This window comes from Myxococcota bacterium (assembly GCA_041389495.1).
Taxonomy (GTDB): Bacteria; Myxococcota_A; UBA9160; order UBA9160; family UBA4427; genus JAWKRT01.
Genome location: JAWKRT010000002.1, coordinates 611,319 through 629,451, shown reverse-complemented (window position 1 = coordinate 629,451; position 18,133 = coordinate 611,319). Strand labels below are relative to the sequence as shown.

17 protein-coding genes and 1 pseudogene are annotated in these 18,133 nt (G+C 74.4%); 10 read left to right on the top strand and 8 right to left on the bottom strand.

Annotated elements, in window-relative coordinates; translation table 11 throughout:
- Positions 1-12: 12 nt before the first annotated feature.
- Positions 13-435 (bottom strand): DUF6524 family protein, encoded by a 423-nt coding sequence (locus R3E88_13500; protein MEZ4217492.1) that lies wholly within the window; start codon positions 433-435, stop codon positions 13-15.
- A 47-nt stretch (positions 436-482) separates the two neighbouring features.
- Positions 483-944 carry a hypothetical protein gene (locus R3E88_13495; protein ID MEZ4217491.1) on the bottom strand — a complete coding sequence of 154 codons (462 nt, stop codon included), beginning with the start codon at positions 942-944 and terminating at the stop codon, positions 483-485.
- A 100-nt stretch (positions 945-1,044) separates the two neighbouring features.
- On the opposite strand from R3E88_13495, the gene R3E88_13490 reads away from it, so the two are divergent.
- A complete protein-coding gene (locus R3E88_13490; GenBank protein ID MEZ4217490.1) occupies positions 1,045-2,082 on the top strand; it encodes an alcohol dehydrogenase catalytic domain-containing protein in 1,038 nt (345 codons plus the stop codon).
- Positions 2,083-2,100: 18 nt separating this feature from the next.
- Here R3E88_13490 and R3E88_13485 read toward each other — a convergent pair whose 3' ends face one another.
- From R3E88_13485 to R3E88_13475, 3 genes are read right to left on the bottom strand one after another with little or no spacing between them, the layout of a single operon-like run.
- Positions 2,101-2,382, bottom strand: coding sequence for a pyrimidine/purine nucleoside phosphorylase (locus R3E88_13485; protein MEZ4217489.1), 282 nt, complete (start codon positions 2,380-2,382; stop codon positions 2,101-2,103).
- 43 nt (positions 2,383-2,425) lie between these two features.
- Positions 2,426-3,292, bottom strand: a complete 867-nt coding sequence (locus R3E88_13480) for a TIGR03619 family F420-dependent LLM class oxidoreductase (protein ID MEZ4217488.1) — start codon at positions 3,290-3,292, stop codon at positions 2,426-2,428.
- Entirely contained in the window at positions 3,277-4,752 is a 1,476-nt protein-coding gene (locus tag R3E88_13475) for a hypothetical protein (GenBank protein ID MEZ4217487.1), read from the bottom strand. The genes R3E88_13480 and R3E88_13475 overlap by 16 nt, the downstream gene beginning before the upstream one ends.
- Positions 4,753-4,902: 150 nt before the next feature.
- Between R3E88_13475 and R3E88_13470 the strand changes: the two are divergent.
- Positions 4,903-5,145 (top strand): annotated as a pseudogene (locus R3E88_13470) (DUF3820 family protein).
- A 17-nt stretch (positions 5,146-5,162) separates the two neighbouring features.
- Here the strand turns inward: R3E88_13470 and R3E88_13465 are convergent.
- Positions 5,163-5,618, bottom strand: a complete 456-nt coding sequence (locus R3E88_13465; protein MEZ4217486.1) for a MarR family transcriptional regulator — start codon at positions 5,616-5,618, stop codon at positions 5,163-5,165.
- A gap of 114 nt (positions 5,619-5,732) precedes the next feature.
- Between R3E88_13465 and R3E88_13460 the strand changes: the two genes are divergently transcribed.
- Genes R3E88_13460 through R3E88_13435 form a run of 6 tightly spaced genes read left to right on the top strand, consistent with a single transcriptional unit; the run spans position 5,733 to position 13,467 of the window.
- A complete protein-coding gene (locus R3E88_13460; GenBank protein ID MEZ4217485.1) occupies positions 5,733-6,797 on the top strand; it encodes an amidohydrolase family protein in 1,065 nt (354 codons plus the stop codon).
- A gap of 58 nt (positions 6,798-6,855) precedes the next feature.
- On the top strand, positions 6,856-9,348 hold the full coding sequence (locus tag R3E88_13455) for a CoA transferase (GenBank protein ID MEZ4217484.1): 2,493 nt from the start codon (positions 6,856-6,858) through the stop codon (positions 9,346-9,348).
- Positions 9,345-9,776: a Zn-ribbon domain-containing OB-fold protein gene (locus R3E88_13450; GenBank protein ID MEZ4217483.1), complete on the top strand. Its 432-nt coding sequence runs from the start codon at positions 9,345-9,347 to the stop codon at positions 9,774-9,776. The genes R3E88_13455 and R3E88_13450 overlap by 4 nt, the downstream gene beginning before the upstream one ends.
- Positions 9,777-10,949 (top strand): lipid-transfer protein, encoded by a 1,173-nt coding sequence (locus tag R3E88_13445; protein ID MEZ4217482.1) that lies wholly within the window; start codon positions 9,777-9,779, stop codon positions 10,947-10,949.
- 56 nt (positions 10,950-11,005) lie between these two features.
- Positions 11,006-11,392 (top strand): nuclear transport factor 2 family protein, encoded by a 387-nt coding sequence (locus R3E88_13440; GenBank protein MEZ4217481.1) that lies wholly within the window; start codon positions 11,006-11,008, stop codon positions 11,390-11,392.
- A 47-nt stretch (positions 11,393-11,439) separates the two neighbouring features.
- Entirely contained in the window at positions 11,440-13,467 is a 2,028-nt protein-coding gene (locus tag R3E88_13435) for a molybdopterin-dependent oxidoreductase (GenBank protein MEZ4217480.1), read from the top strand.
- Between the two features lie 33 nt (positions 13,468-13,500).
- Here the strand turns inward: R3E88_13435 and R3E88_13430 are convergent, their stop codons facing one another.
- Positions 13,501-15,126, bottom strand: a complete 1,626-nt coding sequence (locus R3E88_13430; GenBank protein MEZ4217479.1) for an ABC-F family ATP-binding cassette domain-containing protein — start codon at positions 15,124-15,126, stop codon at positions 13,501-13,503.
- A gap of 169 nt (positions 15,127-15,295) precedes the next feature.
- Between R3E88_13430 and aqpZ the strand changes: the two genes are divergently transcribed.
- Together aqpZ and R3E88_13420 are read left to right on the top strand one after the other, a co-directional pair.
- Entirely contained in the window at positions 15,296-15,994 is a 699-nt protein-coding gene (aqpZ, locus tag R3E88_13425; GenBank protein MEZ4217478.1) for an aquaporin Z, read from the top strand.
- Positions 15,995-16,050: 56 nt separating this feature from the next.
- Positions 16,051-17,385 carry a pyridoxal phosphate-dependent aminotransferase gene (locus tag R3E88_13420; protein ID MEZ4217477.1) on the top strand — a complete coding sequence of 445 codons (1,335 nt, stop codon included), beginning with the start codon at positions 16,051-16,053 and terminating at the stop codon, positions 17,383-17,385.
- Here R3E88_13420 and R3E88_13415 read toward each other — a convergent pair.
- Positions 17,382-18,092, bottom strand: a complete 711-nt coding sequence (locus R3E88_13415) for a pseudouridine synthase (protein MEZ4217476.1) — start codon at positions 18,090-18,092, stop codon at positions 17,382-17,384. The two genes, R3E88_13420 and R3E88_13415, sit on opposite strands and share 4 nt — an antisense overlap.
- Positions 18,093-18,133 lie beyond the last annotated feature (41 nt).

Sequence of the window (18,133 nt, the reverse complement as noted above, 5' to 3'; positions counted from 1 at the left end):
TCGCGCGCCTCGCTAGGCGCGGTCGGCCTCGTCGACGTCGACCTGGCCCGAGATGCGGCGGCGCACGATCGACCAGACCATGCCCGCGGTCAGCACGCCGGCGAGGACGAACATCGCGAGGTACGTGATCGCACGCGCGCTGTCGGCGACGACGACGCCGTAGTAGACGAGCGCCCACACGAGCATCCCGAAGAACGCCACGGCGAGCAGGAAGCCGAACGGGCCGAGCGAGCGACTCGTCGCGCGCAGGAACACGGCCCAGCCGATCAGCAGCACGACGCCGACGATCCCCTTGATCGGATCGAACGCGCTCCAGTCGCGCAGCGCCCAGTGGTAGTACGAGACGCCTTCGGGGTTGAAGGTCGCGAAGACGATGGCGAGCGCGGCGCCGAAGCGCGCACCGACGCCCGCGAACGAGAGCTCCTGGTCGGCCATGCGGCGCAGCATACCCCGCGGCGCACGGGGACGCGCCCCGCGCGCGCCTAGCTTCGCGTGTCCTCGAGCCAGTCGGGCAGGTCGATCGGCGGGTCGGGGAGCTTGCGCGCGTTGCGCTCGGCGAGCAGGCGGCGGAAGCCTTCGGGATCGGCCGGCCACGAGCGCGGGTCGCCCATCATCACCTCGAACAGCACGACGCCGTCGGGCCCCGCGACGAACGGACCGAAGGCCGCCCCCTTCTCGAGCGTGATGTGCATGCCCGGCGTACAGACGACGTCGCCGCAGGTCATCTCTCCCTCGATCACGAACACGACGTGATCGCTGTTGTGCCCGTGCTTGTGGATCATCATGCCCGGGTCCCAGCGCGCGTAGAGGCTCAGGAAGGCGGGCGTGAAGTCGAGCCACTTCTCCCAGACGGAGGCGCGACGGCCGTCGACCTCGACCGCGCGCACCTCGTGCCACTTCTCGTCGTCGGCGTGCCGGAATCGCAGCTGCGGCCCTTCGGACATCTCTCCTCCTCCGCGCTCCTCGGCGCTTCCGCGCATGGGCGCGGAGGTTCATACTCCGACGTCTCGTCCCGAGACGTCATCCTGACACGAAGAGGGAGCGATGAGCGCACACCGCGACCGAGAGCCCGTTCCGCAGGTCCGCGTGCACGGCGTGGACGACGTGCGCGTCGATCGCGTCGACGCGCCGCGGCCCGGCCCGCGCGACGTCGTCGTCGAGGTCGCGCAGTGCGGCATCTGCGGGACCGACCTCTCCTACGTCGCGATGGGCGGCCTGCCGGGCGCGCCGTCGCCGATGCCGCTCGGGCACGAGTTCGCGGGCGTGGTCGCCGAGGTGGGCGGCGAGGTGCGCCATCTCGCCGTCGGCGACCGCGTGGTCGTGAATCCGGAGGGCAACGCGAACGGGATCGGCGGCGTCGGCGGCGTCGGCGCCTTCACGCCGCGCGTGCTCGTGCGCGGCGCGGCCGACGACGCGGACGCCGTGCTGCGCCTGCCCGACCACCTGAGCTTCGAACAGGGCGCGCTGGTCGAGCCGATGTCGGTAGGCCTGCACGCCGTGCACCAGTCGAAGGTGCGCCCGGGCGACGCCGCGGTCGTGTTCGGCGCGGGCACGATCGGGCTCGCGATCGTGCTCGGGCTGCGCGCGTCGGGCGTCGAGCGGATCGCCAGCGTCGACCTCGCGCCCGAGCGCCTCGCACTCGCCGAGCGCCTCGGCGCCGTGCCCGTCCGCGGCGACGCGCCCGACCTCGCCGCGCGCCTGCGCGAGCTGCACGGCGACGCGAGCGTCATGGGCGCGCCCGCGCCGGCCACCGACGTCTGGTTCGAGGCGACGGGTGCAGGGCCCGTGTTCGAGCGCATGCTGCGCATGACGCGCGTCGGCGCGCGCATCGTCGTCGTCGGCGTGCACAAGGCGCCCGTGCGGCTCGACCTCGTGAACATGCTGATCCGCGAGCAGGAGATCGTCGCGTCGATCGCCTACCCGCGCGAGTTCCCCGAGGTGCTCGGCCTGATCGCGAGCGGCGCGCTCGACCCGATGCCGCTCGTGACGCACCGCTTCGGGCTGTCGCAGTTCGACGAGGCGTTCGCCACGGCGCGCGACGCCTCGCGCGCCGTCAAGGTGCTCGTCGACTGCCAGCGCTAGGCGCGGCGCGCGACGCGCTCACTCGTAGGTGCAGAGATAGGCCGTCGCGCTCGCGACGCGCAGCGCGAAGCGCGCGTTCGCCGGCACGACGAAGCGCTCGCCCGCGCCGAAGCGCTGCCACGCGTCGCTGCCCGGGAGCCTCGCGACGAGCTCGCCGCTGACGACGGTCATCGTCTCCTTCTGCGACGTCCCGAACTCGTAGTCGCCGGCCTCCATCACGCCGACGGTCGACGGCAGCCCGTCGCCGCGGAAGCCGATCGACTTCACCCGGCCCTCGAAGTACTCGTTCACCTCGAGCACGCGAACCTCCCTGCGCGGCGGCCCTGCGGCGCGCCGCGCGACGTCAGCCATCGATGATACGCCGCCCGAACGCGGCGATCGCCTCGAGCTTCGCGTCGAGCGACGCGAAGGCGCGGTCGGCATAGCCCCACGCGGCGCCGGCCGTCGAGGTCACGCCGCGCTGCTCGAGGCGGTCGTAGAGCGCGCGCGAGGGCGCGGCGTTCGGGATGAGGAACGTCTCGAAGCGGGGCGGCGGCGCGAAGCCCGCGGCCGCGCGCGCGTCGCGCGCGCGCGCGAGCGCATCGAGCAGGCCGAAGGCCTCGTCGAGGTCGTAGTTCATGCCGAGCCAGCCGTCGTGCCGCGCGGCGCGCGCGAGGGCGGCGGGGCTCCTGCCGCCGACCCAGATCGGCACGCGCGCGCGCGGCTTCGGCGCGACGCCCGTCGGCGCGAAGTCGAGGAACTCGCCGCGATGCGCCACGGCGTCCTCCGTCCACAGCCGCGGCAGCACCTCGAGCATCTCGTCCATGCGCCGGCCGCGCCCCCGCACCGGCTGACCGAGCAGCGCGATCTCCTCCTCGAGCCAGCCCGCCCCGACCCCGAAGCGGAAGCGGTCGCCCGAGAGGCGCGCGAGCGTCGCGACCTGGCTCGCGACCGAGAACGGCTCGCGCATCGGGAGCACGTACACGTACGTCATGGCGAGCAGGCGCGTCGTCGACGCGAGGACGGCGGCCGCGGTCACGAGCGGGTCGGGGAAGTCGGTGCGGTGGTCGAACGGCGCGGGGCCGCCGGACGGGTGCCGCGACGCGAAGCGCACCGGCACGCTCACGTGGTCGGCGAGCGCGATGCCGCGGAAGCCCGCGGCCTCGGCCGCCTTCGCGACCGCGATCGTGTGGTCCGGGTCCTCGTCGATGTAGGTCAGCCAGAAGTCCACGGCCGCACGAGCCCTCCGCGGCGCACCAGCGCGAACGCCGGCAACCACGCCAGATAGGTCGCGACGGCGACCGCGTTGCCCGACTCCCAGCCCGTCCCGAGCCACAGCAGCGAGAGCAGCGGCGCGACCGCGAGCAGCGCGACCACCGCCTGCACGAGCGCACCCGTCTCGGCGAGCGCGGCGACGGGCAGCACCCAGGTGAGATACCACGGCCACGTGCGATCCATGCCGACGAACGTCGCGAGCAGGAGCGCGAGGAGCACGACGCGCACGGCGTCGTCGAAGCGCGCGCCGCGCGCGAAGCGGAGCCCCGCCGCGAGCAGGCCGCCGAGCAGCGGCGCGGCGACGAGCGCGTCGGCGAGCTTCCAGCGCAGGTTCGCGCCCGTCGTCCACAGCACGAGCGTCTTGAGCGCGTGCGACGGCGTGAGGATCTTCCACGAGCCCTGCCCGAGCAGCGGGTCGAGGAACGAGCCGTCGCGGGCGAGCGGTGCGATGAGCAGCGCGACCGCAGCGAGCGAGAGCGCGGCGGCGACGGCGTAGCCGCGCCGGCGCTCGCGCGGCATGCGCGCGGCCGCCCACAGCTCGAGCGCGAGGAAGGGTGCCGTCGCGTACTTCGCGGCGATCGACGCGACGAGCGACGGGAGCGCGAGCGCGTGGCGCCCTTCGCGCAGCAGGACGAGCCACGCGACGAGCGGCGCGATCATGAAGCCGTCGTTGTGCCCTTCGCCGACCCAGTAGAGCCAGCCGATCGGGAGCCAGCCGAACACGAGCATCGCCTGCGCGCGGCGCTCCGCCGACGCGGCGGCGAGCGCGCGGTCGATCAGCGCGAGCGTCGCGAGCCAGGCCGCCGCGAACGACGCCTTGTGGAGCAGGAACAGCGCGACGGGGCTGCCGCCCGCGACGAACGCGAGCGCCGCGTCGATCCAGGTCGAGAGCGGGCCGTAGGGCGAGAAGTGATCGAACGGAGCGAGCGGGATGCCCTTCAGCGCCGCGGGCGTGGGCAGGTCGTAGTACGGGCTCCCGCCCGCGACGACCATGCGTCCCCACACGAGGCAGATCCACAGATCGAGGGCGCCCATCGGGAGCACGAGGAGCGGAAGGAGGGCGTGGCGACGCGTCCAGCGCGCGAGGTCGCGGACGAGCGCGTCGTCGGCCTCGGACGCGCGCCGGGCGAGCGCGCGCAACGCGACGAGCGCCGGTGCGGTCGCGAGCGCGAGCCACGCGACGAAGAGCGCGCCGCGCGCCGCGGGCCGCGCGAGCCACGCCTCCGCGAGCCGCGACGCTCCCGCGAGCCCGAGCCCGTCGAACACCGCCGTCTCCTCGGGCTGCACGAGCCCGAAGGGCGAGACCGACGCGAGCAGGAACGAGACGGGGACGAGGACGGCCTGCGCCGCGAGCAGGCCGGCGTGGCTGCGCAGGAGCAGCGTGCGAAGATCCGGCTGCACCCGCGTCGACGACACGGCGCGAGGCTAGCAACCGCGATCCGTACGAGCCGCCGGCGGCGGATGCGGACCGCGTCGCCGCGAGTCGGCGGCGACCCGCGCGGGCCGCCGCCGACCTCGGCGACCCGACGCGACCCGACGCGAGCCGACGCGAGCGCGGGAGGATGCATGAGCGCGAGCGACGAACGCGGCCCGCGCGACACGGCTCCCGACCCGTCGCTGCTCGTCGAGCTGGCGCGCATGCGCATGCCGTTCGGACGTTATGCGGGCCGCCGCCTCGTCGACCTGCCCGAGCCCTACGTCGTCTGGTTCCGCAAGCAGGGATTCCCGCGCGGGCGGCTCGGCGTGCTCCTCGCGACGCTCTACGAGATCAAGGCGAACGGGCTCGAGGACCTGCTCGCGCCGCTCCGCGAGCCCACCGACCCGCGCTACCGCCCCGACATCCGCAGGCCGCGCTCCGAGTCGGCGAGCGCGGCGTCGAGGTCGGCGAGGTCGCGCAGCAGACGCTCGTAGCGCGCCTTCCCCAGGATGCCGACGAGCTGGTCGGTCGCCTCGTCGAGCAGCGCGTCGATGTCGGTGAGCAGCTTCCTCCCGCGCCGCGTGTACACGACGCGCCGCGCGCGGCCGTCGGCCGGGTCGGCAACGCGCTCGACGTAGCCGTCGGCCTCGAGCTGGGCGACGAGCTGGCCGGCCCGCTGCACGCTCACGCCCGCCCGCTCCGCGAGCGCCGACATGCCGAGGCCTTCGGCCGGCAGGTTCGGAACGAGCTCCGTGACCGAGGGCGTGAGCCGGTGCCCGCGCTCGACGAGCCCCTCCGTGATCGCGACGCGCAGGGCGGCGGAAACCGCGATCAGGTGGCGGATGACGTGAGAGACTCCGGTCACGGGCGCGCTCCTCGGTGTCGGTCGGGGCCGGATACGAAAATCGCTTTCCCAGATAGAAAAGCTGCTTTAGTATCCCCCACCGACGGCTCGTCGCCACCTCCAGGAGGATCCATCATGGCCGACCAGCGACTCTTCTCCGCCGATTCGCACTGCGTGATCACGTCCGACCAGGTGAAGCAGAACCTCGCCTCGAAGTACCACGCCGCGTGGGACGCCGGCATGGCGAAGTTCGACCGCATGGGCGAGGAGGACCGCGCCGGCGGCAAGCTCGAGCTCGAGGACTTCGTCGATCTCGAGGCCGCGCGCCACCCGGGCTACTTCGACTCGAAGGCGCGCCTCGCCGCGATGGACGCGGACGGCGTGCAGTGCGAGGTGATGTACTCGGAGTTCGACTTCACGAGCAAGGTCTACTGCGTCGGCGAGCACTGGAAGGAGTGCGCGACGGCGTACAACGACACGCTCCACCAGTTCGCGTCCATCGACCCGAAGCGCATCCTCATCACCTACCAGCTCCCGCTCATCGACATCGACTACGCGGTGGCCGAGATCCACCGGCTCGCCGGGCTCGGGGCGCGCTCGATCCAGATCCCGAACTTCCCGAGCGAGATCGGCATGCCCGACTACCACGACGCCCGGTACGAGCCGCTCTGGCACGCGTTCGAGGACACGGGCATCGTGGTCGCGAACCACCTGACGCTCAAGCGCGCGCTGTGGGACGTGTTCCGCCGCGACCCGACGCCGCAGAAGGGCATCTTCACCGCGCTGCCCGGCTTCGCCATCGCCGAGACGCTGCAGTGGTACATCCTGACGGGCATCCTCGAGCGCCACCCGAAGCTGCGCGTCGTGTTCGTCGAGCCGGGGCTCTTCTGGCTGCCGGGCTTCATCCGCTACCTCGACTCGCGCATGCACCACCACTACGTCTTCCCGGGCGTGAAGGAGCTGCCGTCGACGTACTTCCGCAACCAGATGGCGGCGACGTTCGTGCACGAGCCCGAGGGCGTCGAGCAGCGCCACGAGATCGGCGTCGGCAACCTGCTGTGGTCGACGGACTTCCCGCACCCGGTCTGCAACTGGCCGAACGCCGGCGCGAAGGTCCGCAAGCAGTTCGAGGGCGTGCCCCAGGACGAGGTCCGCGCGATCACCTGGGAGAACGGTGCGCGCATGTACGGCATCGCCTAGCAACGAAGGGAACGGGCGGGCGGCGCGCCGCCCGCCCGTTCGCGACGAGGAGGACCCGATGGCGGGCGTGCTCGACGGGATCCGCGTGCTCGATCTCTCGTGGGGCATCGCGGGCCCCATGGCCACGATGCTGCTCTGCGACCACGGCGCCGACGTCGTCAAGGTCGAGCCGCCGGGCGGCGACCCGTTCGCCTCCCAGCTCGGCTACCGGGCCTGGAACCGCGGCAAGCGCAGCGCCGCGTTCGACCTGAAGGACGCGGGCGAGCGAGAGCTGTTCCTCGCGCTCGCCGACCGCGCCGACGTGCTCGTCGAGTCGTTCCGGCCGGGCGTCACCGACCGGCTCGGCATCGACTTCGCGACGCTCTCCGCGCGCAACCCGCGCCTCGTCTACTGCTCGATCACCGGCTACGGCCGCGGCAACCGCCACTCCGACCGGCCGGGCTACGACGCCCTCGTCGCCGCGCGCTCGGGCCTGCAGTGGGAGCAGCGCGGGTGGCCGGGCGGCTCGGCGCCGCGGCTCGCGGGTCGCGAGCCGCTCTTCCCCGACCTCGAGGTGCCGTGGGAGGAACGCCAGGGCGCGCCGCGCGAGGGCCCGCTCTTCCCGGCCTCCCGCTTCCCGAGCCTCGGTGCATGTTATGCGGCCACCACCGCCATCAGCGCCGCGCTGCGCGCGCGCGAGGTGACGGGGCGCGGCCAGTGGGTCGAGACGTCGCTGCTGCGCGGCGCGCTCGCGGCCGGGGTGCTCGCGTTCGGCAAGGCCGAGGACTTCGAGGCGCCGAGCTTCATGAGCTGGGTCGGCGACAGCCGCTCGCCGAAGGGCCTGTTCGAGTGCGCGGACGGTCGCTGGGTGCACTGCTGGCCGCCGAACCCGCGCTTCGTGCTCGCCGCCGGCGAGGGCGACACGCTCGAGGCGCACACCGACCTGCGCGTCCGCGAGGACCCCGACCGCATCGGCCTCGGCACCGAGGAGATCTTCGTCCTCCACCACTACTGGGAGCCGATGGCGAAGACGATCGCGAAGTTCACGGCCGACGCGTGGACCGAGGCGGGCGCCGAGGCGAGCGTCTGCATCCAGAAGATCCGCACGCCCGAGGAGGCGCTCGCCGACCCGCTGCTGCTCGCGGACGGCTGCGTCGCCGAGGTCGACGACCCGGAGCTCGGGCCGATCCGCACCGTCGGCATCGCCTACAAGCTCGAGCGCAGCCCGGGCGCGATCCGCGGCCCGGCACCGCGCGCGGGCGAGCACACGGCCGCCGTGCACGCCGAGGCCCGGGCGCTGCGCGACGCGGCGCGAGCGGCGGCGAAGCCGGCATCGACGCCGCCCGCGGCCGGAGACGCCGCCCTCGCGGGCGGCCCGCTCGCCGGCATCCGCGTGCTCGACTTCGGCCTCGCGGTCGCCGGCCCCTACTGCACGCAGGTGCTCTCCGACCTCGGCGCGACCGTCATCAAGATCAACGCGAAGCACGACTGGTACTGGCACCAGAGCCAGATCGCCATGTGCTGCAACCGCGGCAAGCGCAGCATCGCGATCGACATGAAGCACGACGGCGCGCGCGAAGTCGTGCGGCGGCTCGTCGCTTCGGCCGACGTCGTCATGCACAACATGCGCTACCCGGCGGCCGTCAAGCTCGGCATCGACTACGAGAGCCTGAAGGACGAGTTCCCGCGTCTCGTGTACTGCCACACGCGCGGCTTCGAGCGCGGCCCGCGCGAGCTCCTGCCCGGCAACGACCAGACGGGCGCGTGCCTGGCGGGCGTCGAGTGGGAGGACGGGGGCTGCGGGCGCGGCGGTCGTCCCATCTGGTCGCTCACGAACCTCGGCGACACGGGCAACGGCTTCCTCGCCGCGATCGCGATCTGCCAGGCGCTCTTCGATCGCGAGAAGACGGGCCGCGGGCAGTTCGTCGACACGGCCATCGTCAACGCGCAGCTGCTCAACACGTCGTACGCGGTGGCGCGCCCCGACGGCACGGGCTTCGAGCGCCCGATGCTCGACGCCATGCAGACGGGCTTCTCGGCGGGCGTGCGCATCTATCCCACCGCCGACGGCTGGCTGTGCCTGTCGCTCGCGAACGACGCGCACTGGGAGGCGCTCGGCCGCGTGCTCGGCGTCGACGCGCGCGCGGGCGACGACGAGCGCGCCGCCGCGGTCGAGCGCGCACTCGCCGCGAAGCCCGCCGTCGAGTGGCAGCGCGCGCTCGACGCCGCGGGCGTGCCGTGCGAGGTGTCGTCCGACACCGCCGGCATGGAGATGTGGGCCGACCCCGAAGCGCTCCGCCACCAGTGGGTCGCGAGCTACGCGCACCCGGTCGTGAAGCAGCTCGGGCAGATCGGCCTCGCGTTCTCGTTCTCCGGCACGCCGGCGCGCATCCAGGGCCCGCCCTTCCTCGTCGGCGCCGACACGCGCGGCGTGCTCGCCGAGGTCGGCTTCGACGCGCAGGAGGTCGAGCGGCTGCTCGCGTCGGGCGCGGTCGGCGACGAGCGCGTGAGCCCGCTCGTCACCGAGCCCGTCGGGCCGACGGCGCTCGCCGCGCCGCAGGCGTCGCGATGAGCGCGGCGTCCGGCCCGGCGGCCGCGCCGCAGCGCCCGGCGCCGAACGCCTCGCGCGACGGCGCCTTCTTCTGGGAGGGCTGCAAGCGCGGCGTGCTGCTCGGACAGCGCTGCGCGAGCTGCAAGCGCTTCCGCTTCCCGCCGCGCCCGATGTGCCCGCACTGCCAGAGCGTCGAGCGCGAGGAGGTCGAGCTGTCGGGGCGCGCGACGCTCTACTCCTGGGCGAAGCCCGTGCACCCGCCGCTCCCGATGTTCCCGCCCGGCTACCTGATCGCGCTCGTCGAGCTCGAGGAGGGCATGCGCATGCTCTCGAACCTGTGCGACGTCGAGCCCGCCGACATCGAGGTCGGCATGCCGCTCGAGGTGTTCTTCGCGCCGACGGCGGACGGCGGCGCCGTCCACCAGTTCCGGCCGCGGAGGCCTCGTTAGGTGGGCCGCGCGGCGCGCGAGACCGGCGCGGCGATCGTCGGCATCGGGCAGACGGAGTTCTCGAAGGACTCGGGGCGCAGCGAGCTCCAGCTCGCGTGCGAGTGCATCACGGCGGCGCTCGACGACGCGGGCCTCGCGCCGCGCGACGTCGACGGCATGTCGACGTTCACGATCGACAACAACGAGGACGTCGACCTCGTCCGCGCGCTCGGCGTCGAGAACCTGCGCTTCTCGTCGCGCGTCGGTCACGGCGGCGGCGGCTCGGTCGGGCCGCTCGCGCACGCCGTCGCCGCCGTCGACTCCGGCCAGGCCGACGTCGTCGTGTGCTGGCGCGCGATGAACGAGCGCTCGGAGTACCGCTTCGGCACGTCGCAGATGGGCGCGTCGCGCGGCCAGGCCGGAGCCGGCAGCGGCTTCATCGAGTGGAGCCTGCCCTTCGGCGCGGCGAGCCCGGCCGCGTGGACCTCCGTCCAGGCCGCCCGCTACATGCACGTCTACGGCGTCACGAACGAGGACTTCGGACACGTCTCGGTGCAGCTGCGGAAGAACGCGTCGACGAACCCGAACGCGTGGTTCTACGGCAAGCCGATCACGCTCGCCGACCACCAGGCGTCGCGCTGGATCGTCGAGCCCGTGTTCCGCCTGCTCGACTGCACGCAGGAGAGCGACGGCGGCGTCGCCGTCGTCGTGACGAGCCGCGAGCGCGCGCGCGACCTCCGCCAGCCGCCGGTGCGCATCGTCGGCGCGACCGAGGCCGTGCCGCGCGAGTTCGAGACGGTCACGAGCTACTACCACGACGACCTGACGCGCTTCGCCGCCGGCATCGCCTGCGCGAAGGAGCTGTACGGGCGCACCGGCCTCGGCCCGCGCGACATGCAGGTCGCCATGCTCTACGACCACTTCACGATCGCCGTCCTCTGGCACCTCGAGGCCTGGGGCTTCTGCGAGCCGGGCGAGGCCGCGGCCTTCGTGAAGGACGGGCACATCGCGCTCGACGGCACGATCCCCGTGAGCCCGAACGGCGGGCACATCGGCGAGGCCTACATCCACGGCATGAACAACATCGCCGAGGCCGTGCGCCAGGTGCGCGGCACGGCCGCCAACCCGGTGAAGGACGTCGAGCACGTCCTCGTGTCCGCCGGGATGAGCGGAGCGATCCTCGGGCGAGGCTAGAATCCGCGGTCGCCGGAGGTCCGCACGCGCGCGCCGCGGGCGGACGGGAGGGCGTCGTGGCAACCGAGGCGAACCGCGAAGCGGCACTCCGATTCATCCAGAGCATGGCGCGCGGCGTGCTCGACGAGGCGCTGCTCGCGCCCGACGCGACGTGGTGGGTGCCCGGCACGGGCACGCTCGACAAGGCCGGCTTCCAGCACCTGGTCACCGCCTTCCACGAGGCCTGCACCGGCCCGGTCACCATGACGGTCGACGGCGTGACCGCCGAGGGCGACCGCGTCGCCGTCGAGGCGCACTCGGAGGCCGAGCTCGTGAACGGCGCGAGCTACCGCAACACGTACCACTTCCTCTTCGAGTTCGAGCAGGGCAGGATCGTGCACGTCAAGGAGTACAACGACTCCCTGCACGCGGCGGAGACCGTCGCCATGCTGCTCCCGCAGTGACGCGGCGCGCCGGCGCGCGCGAGCCGTCGAGGAGCCCGGAGACCGCGATGCCCGCTTCCCTCGTGCGCTCGTTCTGCCGCGTCTGCACCGCCGCCTGCGGCATCGTCGTCGAGGTCGACGGCGACCGCGTCGTGCGCGTGCGCGGCGACGCCGACCACCCGCTCTCGCAGGGCTACACGTGCTCGAAGGGGCGCGCGCTCCCGCAGGCCCATCACCACCCGCAGCGGCTCGAGACTCCGCTCGTGCGCGCGAACGGCGCGCTCGCGCGCGCCGGCTGGGACGACGCGCTCGACGACCTCGCCGCGCGCCTGCGCGCGATCCTCGACGAGAGCGGCCCCGCCGCCGTCGGCGTCTTCCTCGGCGGCGGCGGCTACATGGACGCCGCGGGGTACTGGATGGCGCGCCGCGTGCCCGCCGCGCTGCGCACGCCATCCGTCTACAGCGACATGACGATCGACGTGATCGCGAAGACGCTCGTCTCCGAGATGGTGGCGGGCGTGCCCGGGCTGATGACGCGCCCCGACTTCGAGCGCTGCCGGCTCGTGCTCTACGTCGGCACCAACCCGCTCGTCTCGCACGGCCACACCTCGATGCTGAACAGTCCGACGGCGCGCATGCGCGAGATGACGGCGCGCGGCGAGGTGTGGGTCGTCGACCCGCGCGCGACGGAGACGGCGCGCCACGCGACGCGCCACCTCGCCGTCCGCCCGAGCAGCGACCACGCGCTGCTCGCCTTCCTCGTGCGCGAGGTGCTGCGCGAGGGCGCCGACGCGCGCTTCCTGCGCGAGCACGCGCAGGGCGTCGACGCGCTCGCGGCCGCCGTCGCGCCCTTCGACGCCGCGCGCGCGAGCGACGAGACGGGCCTCGCGCCGCGCGACCTGCAGGCGCTGCTCACCTCGGTGCGGCGCGCGCGCCGGCTCTGCGTCGACACGGGCACCGGCATCTCGATGTCGCCGACCGCGAACGCGACGCAGTGGCTCGCGTGGGCGCTCATGATCGCGACCGGCTCGCTCGACCGGCCGGGCGGCGCGTGCGTGAACCCGGGCTTCCTCACGCGCTTCGACCGCCTCGAGATGCCGCCCGCGCCCGAGGACGGCTGGCGCCGCGCGGGCCCCGCGAGCCGCCCCGAGCTGCGCACCGTCGGCGGCGAGTACGCGTGCGCGGCGATGGCCGACGAGATCGAGGCCGGGAACCTGCGCGCGCTCCTCAACTTCGGCGGCAACCTCGTCGCCTGCCTGCCCGGCACGGAGCGCACGCGCGCCGCGCTCGCCAAGCTCGACGTGCTCGCCTCCTTCGACGTGATCGCCAACGAGACGACCGCGATCTCGACGCACGTCCTGCCCACGAAGGGGCAGCTCGAGCGCGCCGACCTCCCCTACGCCGTCGACATCGCCTTCCCGCGCGTCGCGACGCAGTACACGCCGCCCGCGGTCGCCCCGGCAGGCGAGCGGCGCTCGTTCTGGCAGGTGCTCGCGCTCCTCGGCGAGCGCATCGGCGTGCCCTTCGACACCTCGCTCGACCCGCACGCCGCGACGGACGACGACGCGCTCGCGCGCATCGCGGCCTCGGCGGGCCGCGACCTCGACGCGCTCCGCGACGGGCACTACGAGGACGCGGGCGCGATCCCGATCGGCTGGGTCGAGGCGCGCGCCGACGCGATCGGCGGCTACCGGCTCGCGCCGCCCGCGCTCGTCGCCGAGCTGCGCGCACTCGAGGAGCGCGGCCGCACGCGCGACGCGCGCGCACCGCTCGTGCTGCTCTCGCGCCGCCAGCGCCACCACATCAACGCGCGCTTCACCGAGCTGCGCGACCGCCCGGCCATCCTCGCGAGCGCGCGCGACGCCAAGGACGCCGGGCTCGTCGACGGCGCCGAGGCCGTCGTCCGCAGCGCGCACGGCGAGCTGCGCGGAACGCTGCGCATCGACCCGACGCTGCCGCCCGGCGCGCTCTGCGTCCCGCACGGCTTCCCCGGCGCGCACAACGTCAACCAGCTCACGAGCCCCGACGACGTCGATGCGCTCACCGGCATGCCCCGCTTCTCGGGGCTGCCGGTGTCGCTGCACGCGGCCGTCTGAGCACCGCGGTCGGCGCGCACCCGACGGGCCCGCCTAGCCTTCCCGCATCCCCGGCGCCTCGTGGCCGCTCGCGAGGACGTACTCGGCGTAGCCGCCCGGGTAGACGTGCGGGCCGTCGGCATCGAGCTCGAGCACGCGGTTCGTGAGCTTCGACAGGAAGTGACGGTCGTGCGAGACGAGCAGCAGCGTGCCGTCGTAGCCCGCGAGCGACTCGATCAGCATCTCCTTCGTCGCGAGGTCGAGGTGGTTGGTCGGCTCGTCGAGGACGAGCAGGTTCGGCGGGTCGTAGAGCATGCGCGCGAGCACGAGGCGCACGCGCTCGCCGCCCGAGAGCAGCCGGCAGCGCTTCTCGACGTCGTCGCCCGGGAAGCCGAAGCAGCCGGCGAGCGTGCGCAGCGAGCCGATCGACGCGTTGGGGAACGCGTGCTGCAGCGTCTCCCAGACCGTCGCGTCCGCCTCGAGCAGCTCCATCGAGTGCTGCGCGAAGTAGCCGAGCACGACGTTCGCACCGAGGGCGACCTTCCCGTCGTCGGGCGCGAGCGCGCCGACTGCGATCTTGAGCAGCGTCGTCTTGCCCGCGCCGTTCGCGCCCATCACGCACCAGCGCTCGCCGCGGCGCACGGTGAGGTCGAGCCCGTCGAAGACGGCGCGCTCGCCGTAGCGCTTGCGGATGCCCGCGAGCGCGAGCACGTCGTCGCCCGAGCGCGGCGCGGGCGGGAACGCGAAGTGCACCGTCTGGCGCCGCTTCGGCGGCTCGACCTTGTCGATCTTGTCGAGCTTCTTGACGCGCGACTGCACCTGCGCGGCGTGGCTCGCGCGCGCCTTGAAGCGCGCGATGAACGCCTCCTCCTTCGCGAGCATCGCCTGCTGGCGCGCGTACTGCGCGGCCTGCTCGCGCTCGGCGATCTCGCGCTGGCGCTCGTAGAAGTCGTAGTCGCCCGAGTAGGTGACGAGGTCGCCGCCGTCGATCTCGATGATCTTCGAGACGACGCGGTTCAGGAAGGCGCGGTCGTGCGACGTGAGCAGCAGCGCGCCGTCGAAGCCGCGGATCCACTCCTCGAGCCACAGGATCGACTCGAGGTCGAGGTGGTTCGTGGGCTCGTCGAGCAGCAGCGCATCGGGCCGCATCACGAGGATGCGCGCGAGCCCGACGCGCGTCTTCCAGCCGCCCGACAGCGCGCCGACGTCGCCCGCGACCTGCGCCGGCGTGAAGCCGAGCCCCGCCAGCACCTCGTGCGCGCGCGCCTCGAGCGTGTAGCCGCCGAGCGACTCGAAGCGCACCTGCGCCTCGCCGTAGCGCTCGACGAGCGCGTCGAGCTCGTCGGCTCGCGCGGGGTCGGCGAGCGCCCCCTCGAGCTCGGCGAGTGCGCGCGCCGCGTCCGACACCGGCCCGGCGCCCGCGATCGTCGCCTCGAGCACGGTCTGGCCCTGCATCTCGCCGACGTCCTGGCTGAAGTGCCCGAGCACGACGCCCCGGTCGACGACGACGCGCCCTTCGTCGGGCTCCTCCTCGCGCATCAGCAGCCGGAAGAGCGTCGACTTGCCCGCGCCGTTCGGGCCCACGAGCCCCACGCGCTCGCCGCGCTGCACCGCGGCCGAGGCCTCGACGAGCAGGATCTGGCTCCCGTGCCGCTTCGAGATCGCATCGAGCTGGATCATGGAGGCGGGTTGGTACCGCGTCGCGCAGCGCGACGCGACGCGGCGACGCCCCTGCCCGCGATTCGGCCTCGACGGCGCGCCGGTCGCGAGCGCAGTCTCCGCGCGGCGCGCGCCGGCATTGCAGGTCGGCGAGTGTCGCGGGCTCGCGTCCGGGCCCTGGAGGTGGTCGATGTCGATCGGATCTCGAGCGAGTGCGGAGTTCCTCGGAACGTTCTGGCTCACGTTCGGCGGCTGCGGCAGCGCGGTGCTGGCCGCCGCGTTCCCGGAGGTCGGCATCGGCCTGCTCGGCGTCGCCCTCGCCTTCGGCCTCACCGTCCTCACGATGGCCTACGCGATCGGTCATGTCTCGGGCTGCCACCTGAACCCGGCCGTCTCGGTCGGGCTCGTCGCGGGCGGGCGCTTCCCGGCCGGCGAGCTCGCGCCGTACGTGATCGCGCAGGTCGCCGGCGCCATCGCCGCGGCCGCCGCGCTCGCCTTCATCGCGAACGGACAGGAGGGCTTCGACCTCGTCGCCTCGGGCTTCGCGGCGAACGGCTACGGCGACCACTCGCCGGGCGGCTACGCGCTGCCGTCGGCGATGGCCGCGGAGCTCGTCCTGACCTTCTTCTTCCTGATGGTGATCCTCGGCGCGACCGATCGCCGCGCGCCGGCCGGCTTCGCGCCGATTGCGATCGGCCTGTGCCTCACCCTGGTGCACCTGATCGGGATCCCGGTCACGAACCTCTCGGTCAACCCGGCGCGCAGCACCGGCCCCGCGCTCTTCGTCGGCGGCTGGGCGATCGCGCAGCTGTGGATGTTCTGGGTGGTACCGATCGTCGGCGCGGCGCTCGCCGGCATCGTGCACCGCATGCTCTTCGCAGAGCGTTAGGCGACGCGGCGCCGCGACCTCGTGCGGCGGGCGCCCGCGCCGTATGCTCACGCGCCGTGTTCGCCCGCCGCGCGGCCTGGGACCTCCTTCCGAACGCGCTCGCCGCGCGCCTCGCCGCGCACGCGGCGGCGGGGCGCCCTCTCCTCGACCTCGCCGACGCGAACCCGACCGCCTGCGGCATCGACGCGCCCGGCCTCGCGCTGCGCGACGTGCTGCGCGAGCTCGCCGCGGGCGACGCGCTGCTCCGCTACGCGCCCGACGCGTGCGGCGACGCGGCGGCGCGGGCCGCCGTCGCCGCGCACCACGCGCAGAGCGGCGGCGCGGCCGGGCCCGCCACGGGCCACGCCGGCCCGACCGCCGACGACGTCGTGCTCACCGCCGGAACGAGCGAGGGCTACGCGCACCTCTTCCGCCTGCTCGCCGACCCGGGCGACGTCGTGCACGTGCCGACGCCCGGCTACCCGCTCTTCGCGCACCTCGCCGAGCTCGAGGGGCTCGAGGTGCGGGCCTACCCGCTCCGCCCGCGGCGCGGCCCGCGCGGTGCGGAGTGGCGCATCGACCTCGACGCGCTCGCGGCCGATCTCTCGCCGCGCAGCCGCGCGATCGTCGCGATCGATCCGCACAGCCCGACGGGCGCGCGCGCGACGGACGGCGAGCGCGCGTCGCTCGCGTCGATCGCCGAGGAGCGTGGCCTCGCGCTCGTCGTCGACGAGGTGTTCGCCGCGTACCCGCTCGCGCCGGTCGACGCCGCGCGCGCGCCGTCGGCGTTCGCGGCGAGGAGCGCGAGCGGCGACGCGGCGGCGGACGGCCCACTGCGCTTCGCGCTCTCGGGCGCCTCGAAGCTGCTCGGGCTCCCGCAGGCGAAGGTCTCGTGGATCGTCGCCGCCGGGCCCGAGGTGCTGCGCCGCGAGGCGGTCGAGCGGCTCGCGTTCATCGCCGACGCCTACCTGTCCGTGTCGCCCGTCGTCGCGCACGCGCTGCCCGCGCTGCTCGCCCGGGGCGAGGAGCTGCGGGCGCCGATCCGCGCGCGCGTGCGCGAGAGCGAGGCGCGCCTTCGCGCCGTCGCGGCCTCGCACCCGGCGCTCGAGGTGCTCGCCGCCGACGCGGGCTGGAGCGCGATCGTGCGCGTGCGCGCGCCCGGCGGCGACGCGATCGACGAAGAGGCGCTCGCGATCGCGCTGCTCGAGCGCGACGGCGTGCGCGTCCACCCGGGCTTCCTGTTCGACTTGCCGTCGAGCGACGAACGCGGCGACGCCTGCGCGCACGTGGTGCTGTCGCTGCTCGCGCCTCCGGACGCGATCGAACGCGGCGCGGGCGCGCTCGCGCGCCGGGCGAGCGCGCTCGCCACCGACCCGGGCCGTTCGTCGTCCGAGCGGCCGGCGGTCGCCTAACGTCCGCCCCCGCGCGGCGCGCGCCGCGGACGCGCCCGACGCGCGCGCGGTGTGCGCGGCGCGTCGGGCGGCGGCGTCTCCGTGCGCGCGCGCCGCGGGGGCGGCTCGCTCTTCGCGCGCGCCGCCCCCGCGCGCGCGGACGCGCGCAGCGCGCGCTCCTCGCTCGGGGAGAGCCCGCGCCACGCGCCGGGCGAGAGGCCGAGCTCGAGCAGCCGCAGCGGCCCGATCGCGACGCGCACGAGGCGCAGCGTCGCGTGGCCGACCGCGGCGGTCATGCGGCGCACCTGGCGGTTGCGGCCCTCGACGAGCTCGAGCTCGATCCACGACGTCGGGATGCGCGCGCGCACGCGGATGGGCACGGCGCGCGCCGGCAGCGCGGGCTCGCCGCGCAGCGGTCGCGCACGCGCCGGTCGCGTGCGGCGCCCCTGCACGACGACGCCGCGGGCGAGCGCGCCGAGCGCCTCGCTCCCGGGCTCGCCCTCCACCTGCACCCAGTAGGTGCGCGGGTGCGCGTGGCGCGGGTCGGTCAGCGCGTGCGCGAGCGCGCCGTCGTCGCCTAACAAGAGGAGGCCCTCGCTGTCGCGGTCGAGCCGCCCGATCGGCCACACGTCGGGCGCGTCCACGAGCGTCGCGAGACCCGGATGGCCCGACTGCGCGGTGAACCGCGAGACGACTCCGTACGGCTTCCAGAGCGCGATCAGCGTCACGGGCGGGAGGGTACGCGGCGCGCGCGTGGCCGCAGGCCGCA

Bases quoted from the DNA above. Each gene is read 5' to 3' on its own strand.
- R3E88_13495 (MEZ4217491.1), bottom strand. From the start codon at position 944: ATGTCCGAAGGGCCGCAGCTGCGATTCCGGCACGCCGACGACGAGAAG.
- R3E88_13435 (MEZ4217480.1), top strand. From the start codon at position 11,440: ATGCCCGCTTCCCTCGTGCGCTCGTTCTGCCGCGTCTGCACCGCCGCC.
- R3E88_13490 (MEZ4217490.1), top strand. From the start codon at position 1,045: ATGAGCGCACACCGCGACCGAGAGCCCGTTCCGCAGGTCCGCGTGCAC.
- R3E88_13500 (MEZ4217492.1), bottom strand. From the start codon at position 435: ATGGCCGACCAGGAGCTCTCGTTCGCGGGCGTCGGTGCGCGCTTCGGC.
- R3E88_13430 (MEZ4217479.1), bottom strand. From the start codon at position 15,126: ATGATCCAGCTCGATGCGATCTCGAAGCGGCACGGGAGCCAGATCCTG.
- R3E88_13460 (MEZ4217485.1), top strand. From the start codon at position 5,733: ATGGCCGACCAGCGACTCTTCTCCGCCGATTCGCACTGCGTGATCACG.
- R3E88_13455 (MEZ4217484.1), top strand. From the start codon at position 6,856: ATGGCGGGCGTGCTCGACGGGATCCGCGTGCTCGATCTCTCGTGGGGC.
- R3E88_13450 (MEZ4217483.1), top strand. From the start codon at position 9,345: ATGAGCGCGGCGTCCGGCCCGGCGGCCGCGCCGCAGCGCCCGGCGCCG.
- aqpZ (MEZ4217478.1), top strand. From the start codon at position 15,296: ATGTCGATCGGATCTCGAGCGAGTGCGGAGTTCCTCGGAACGTTCTGG.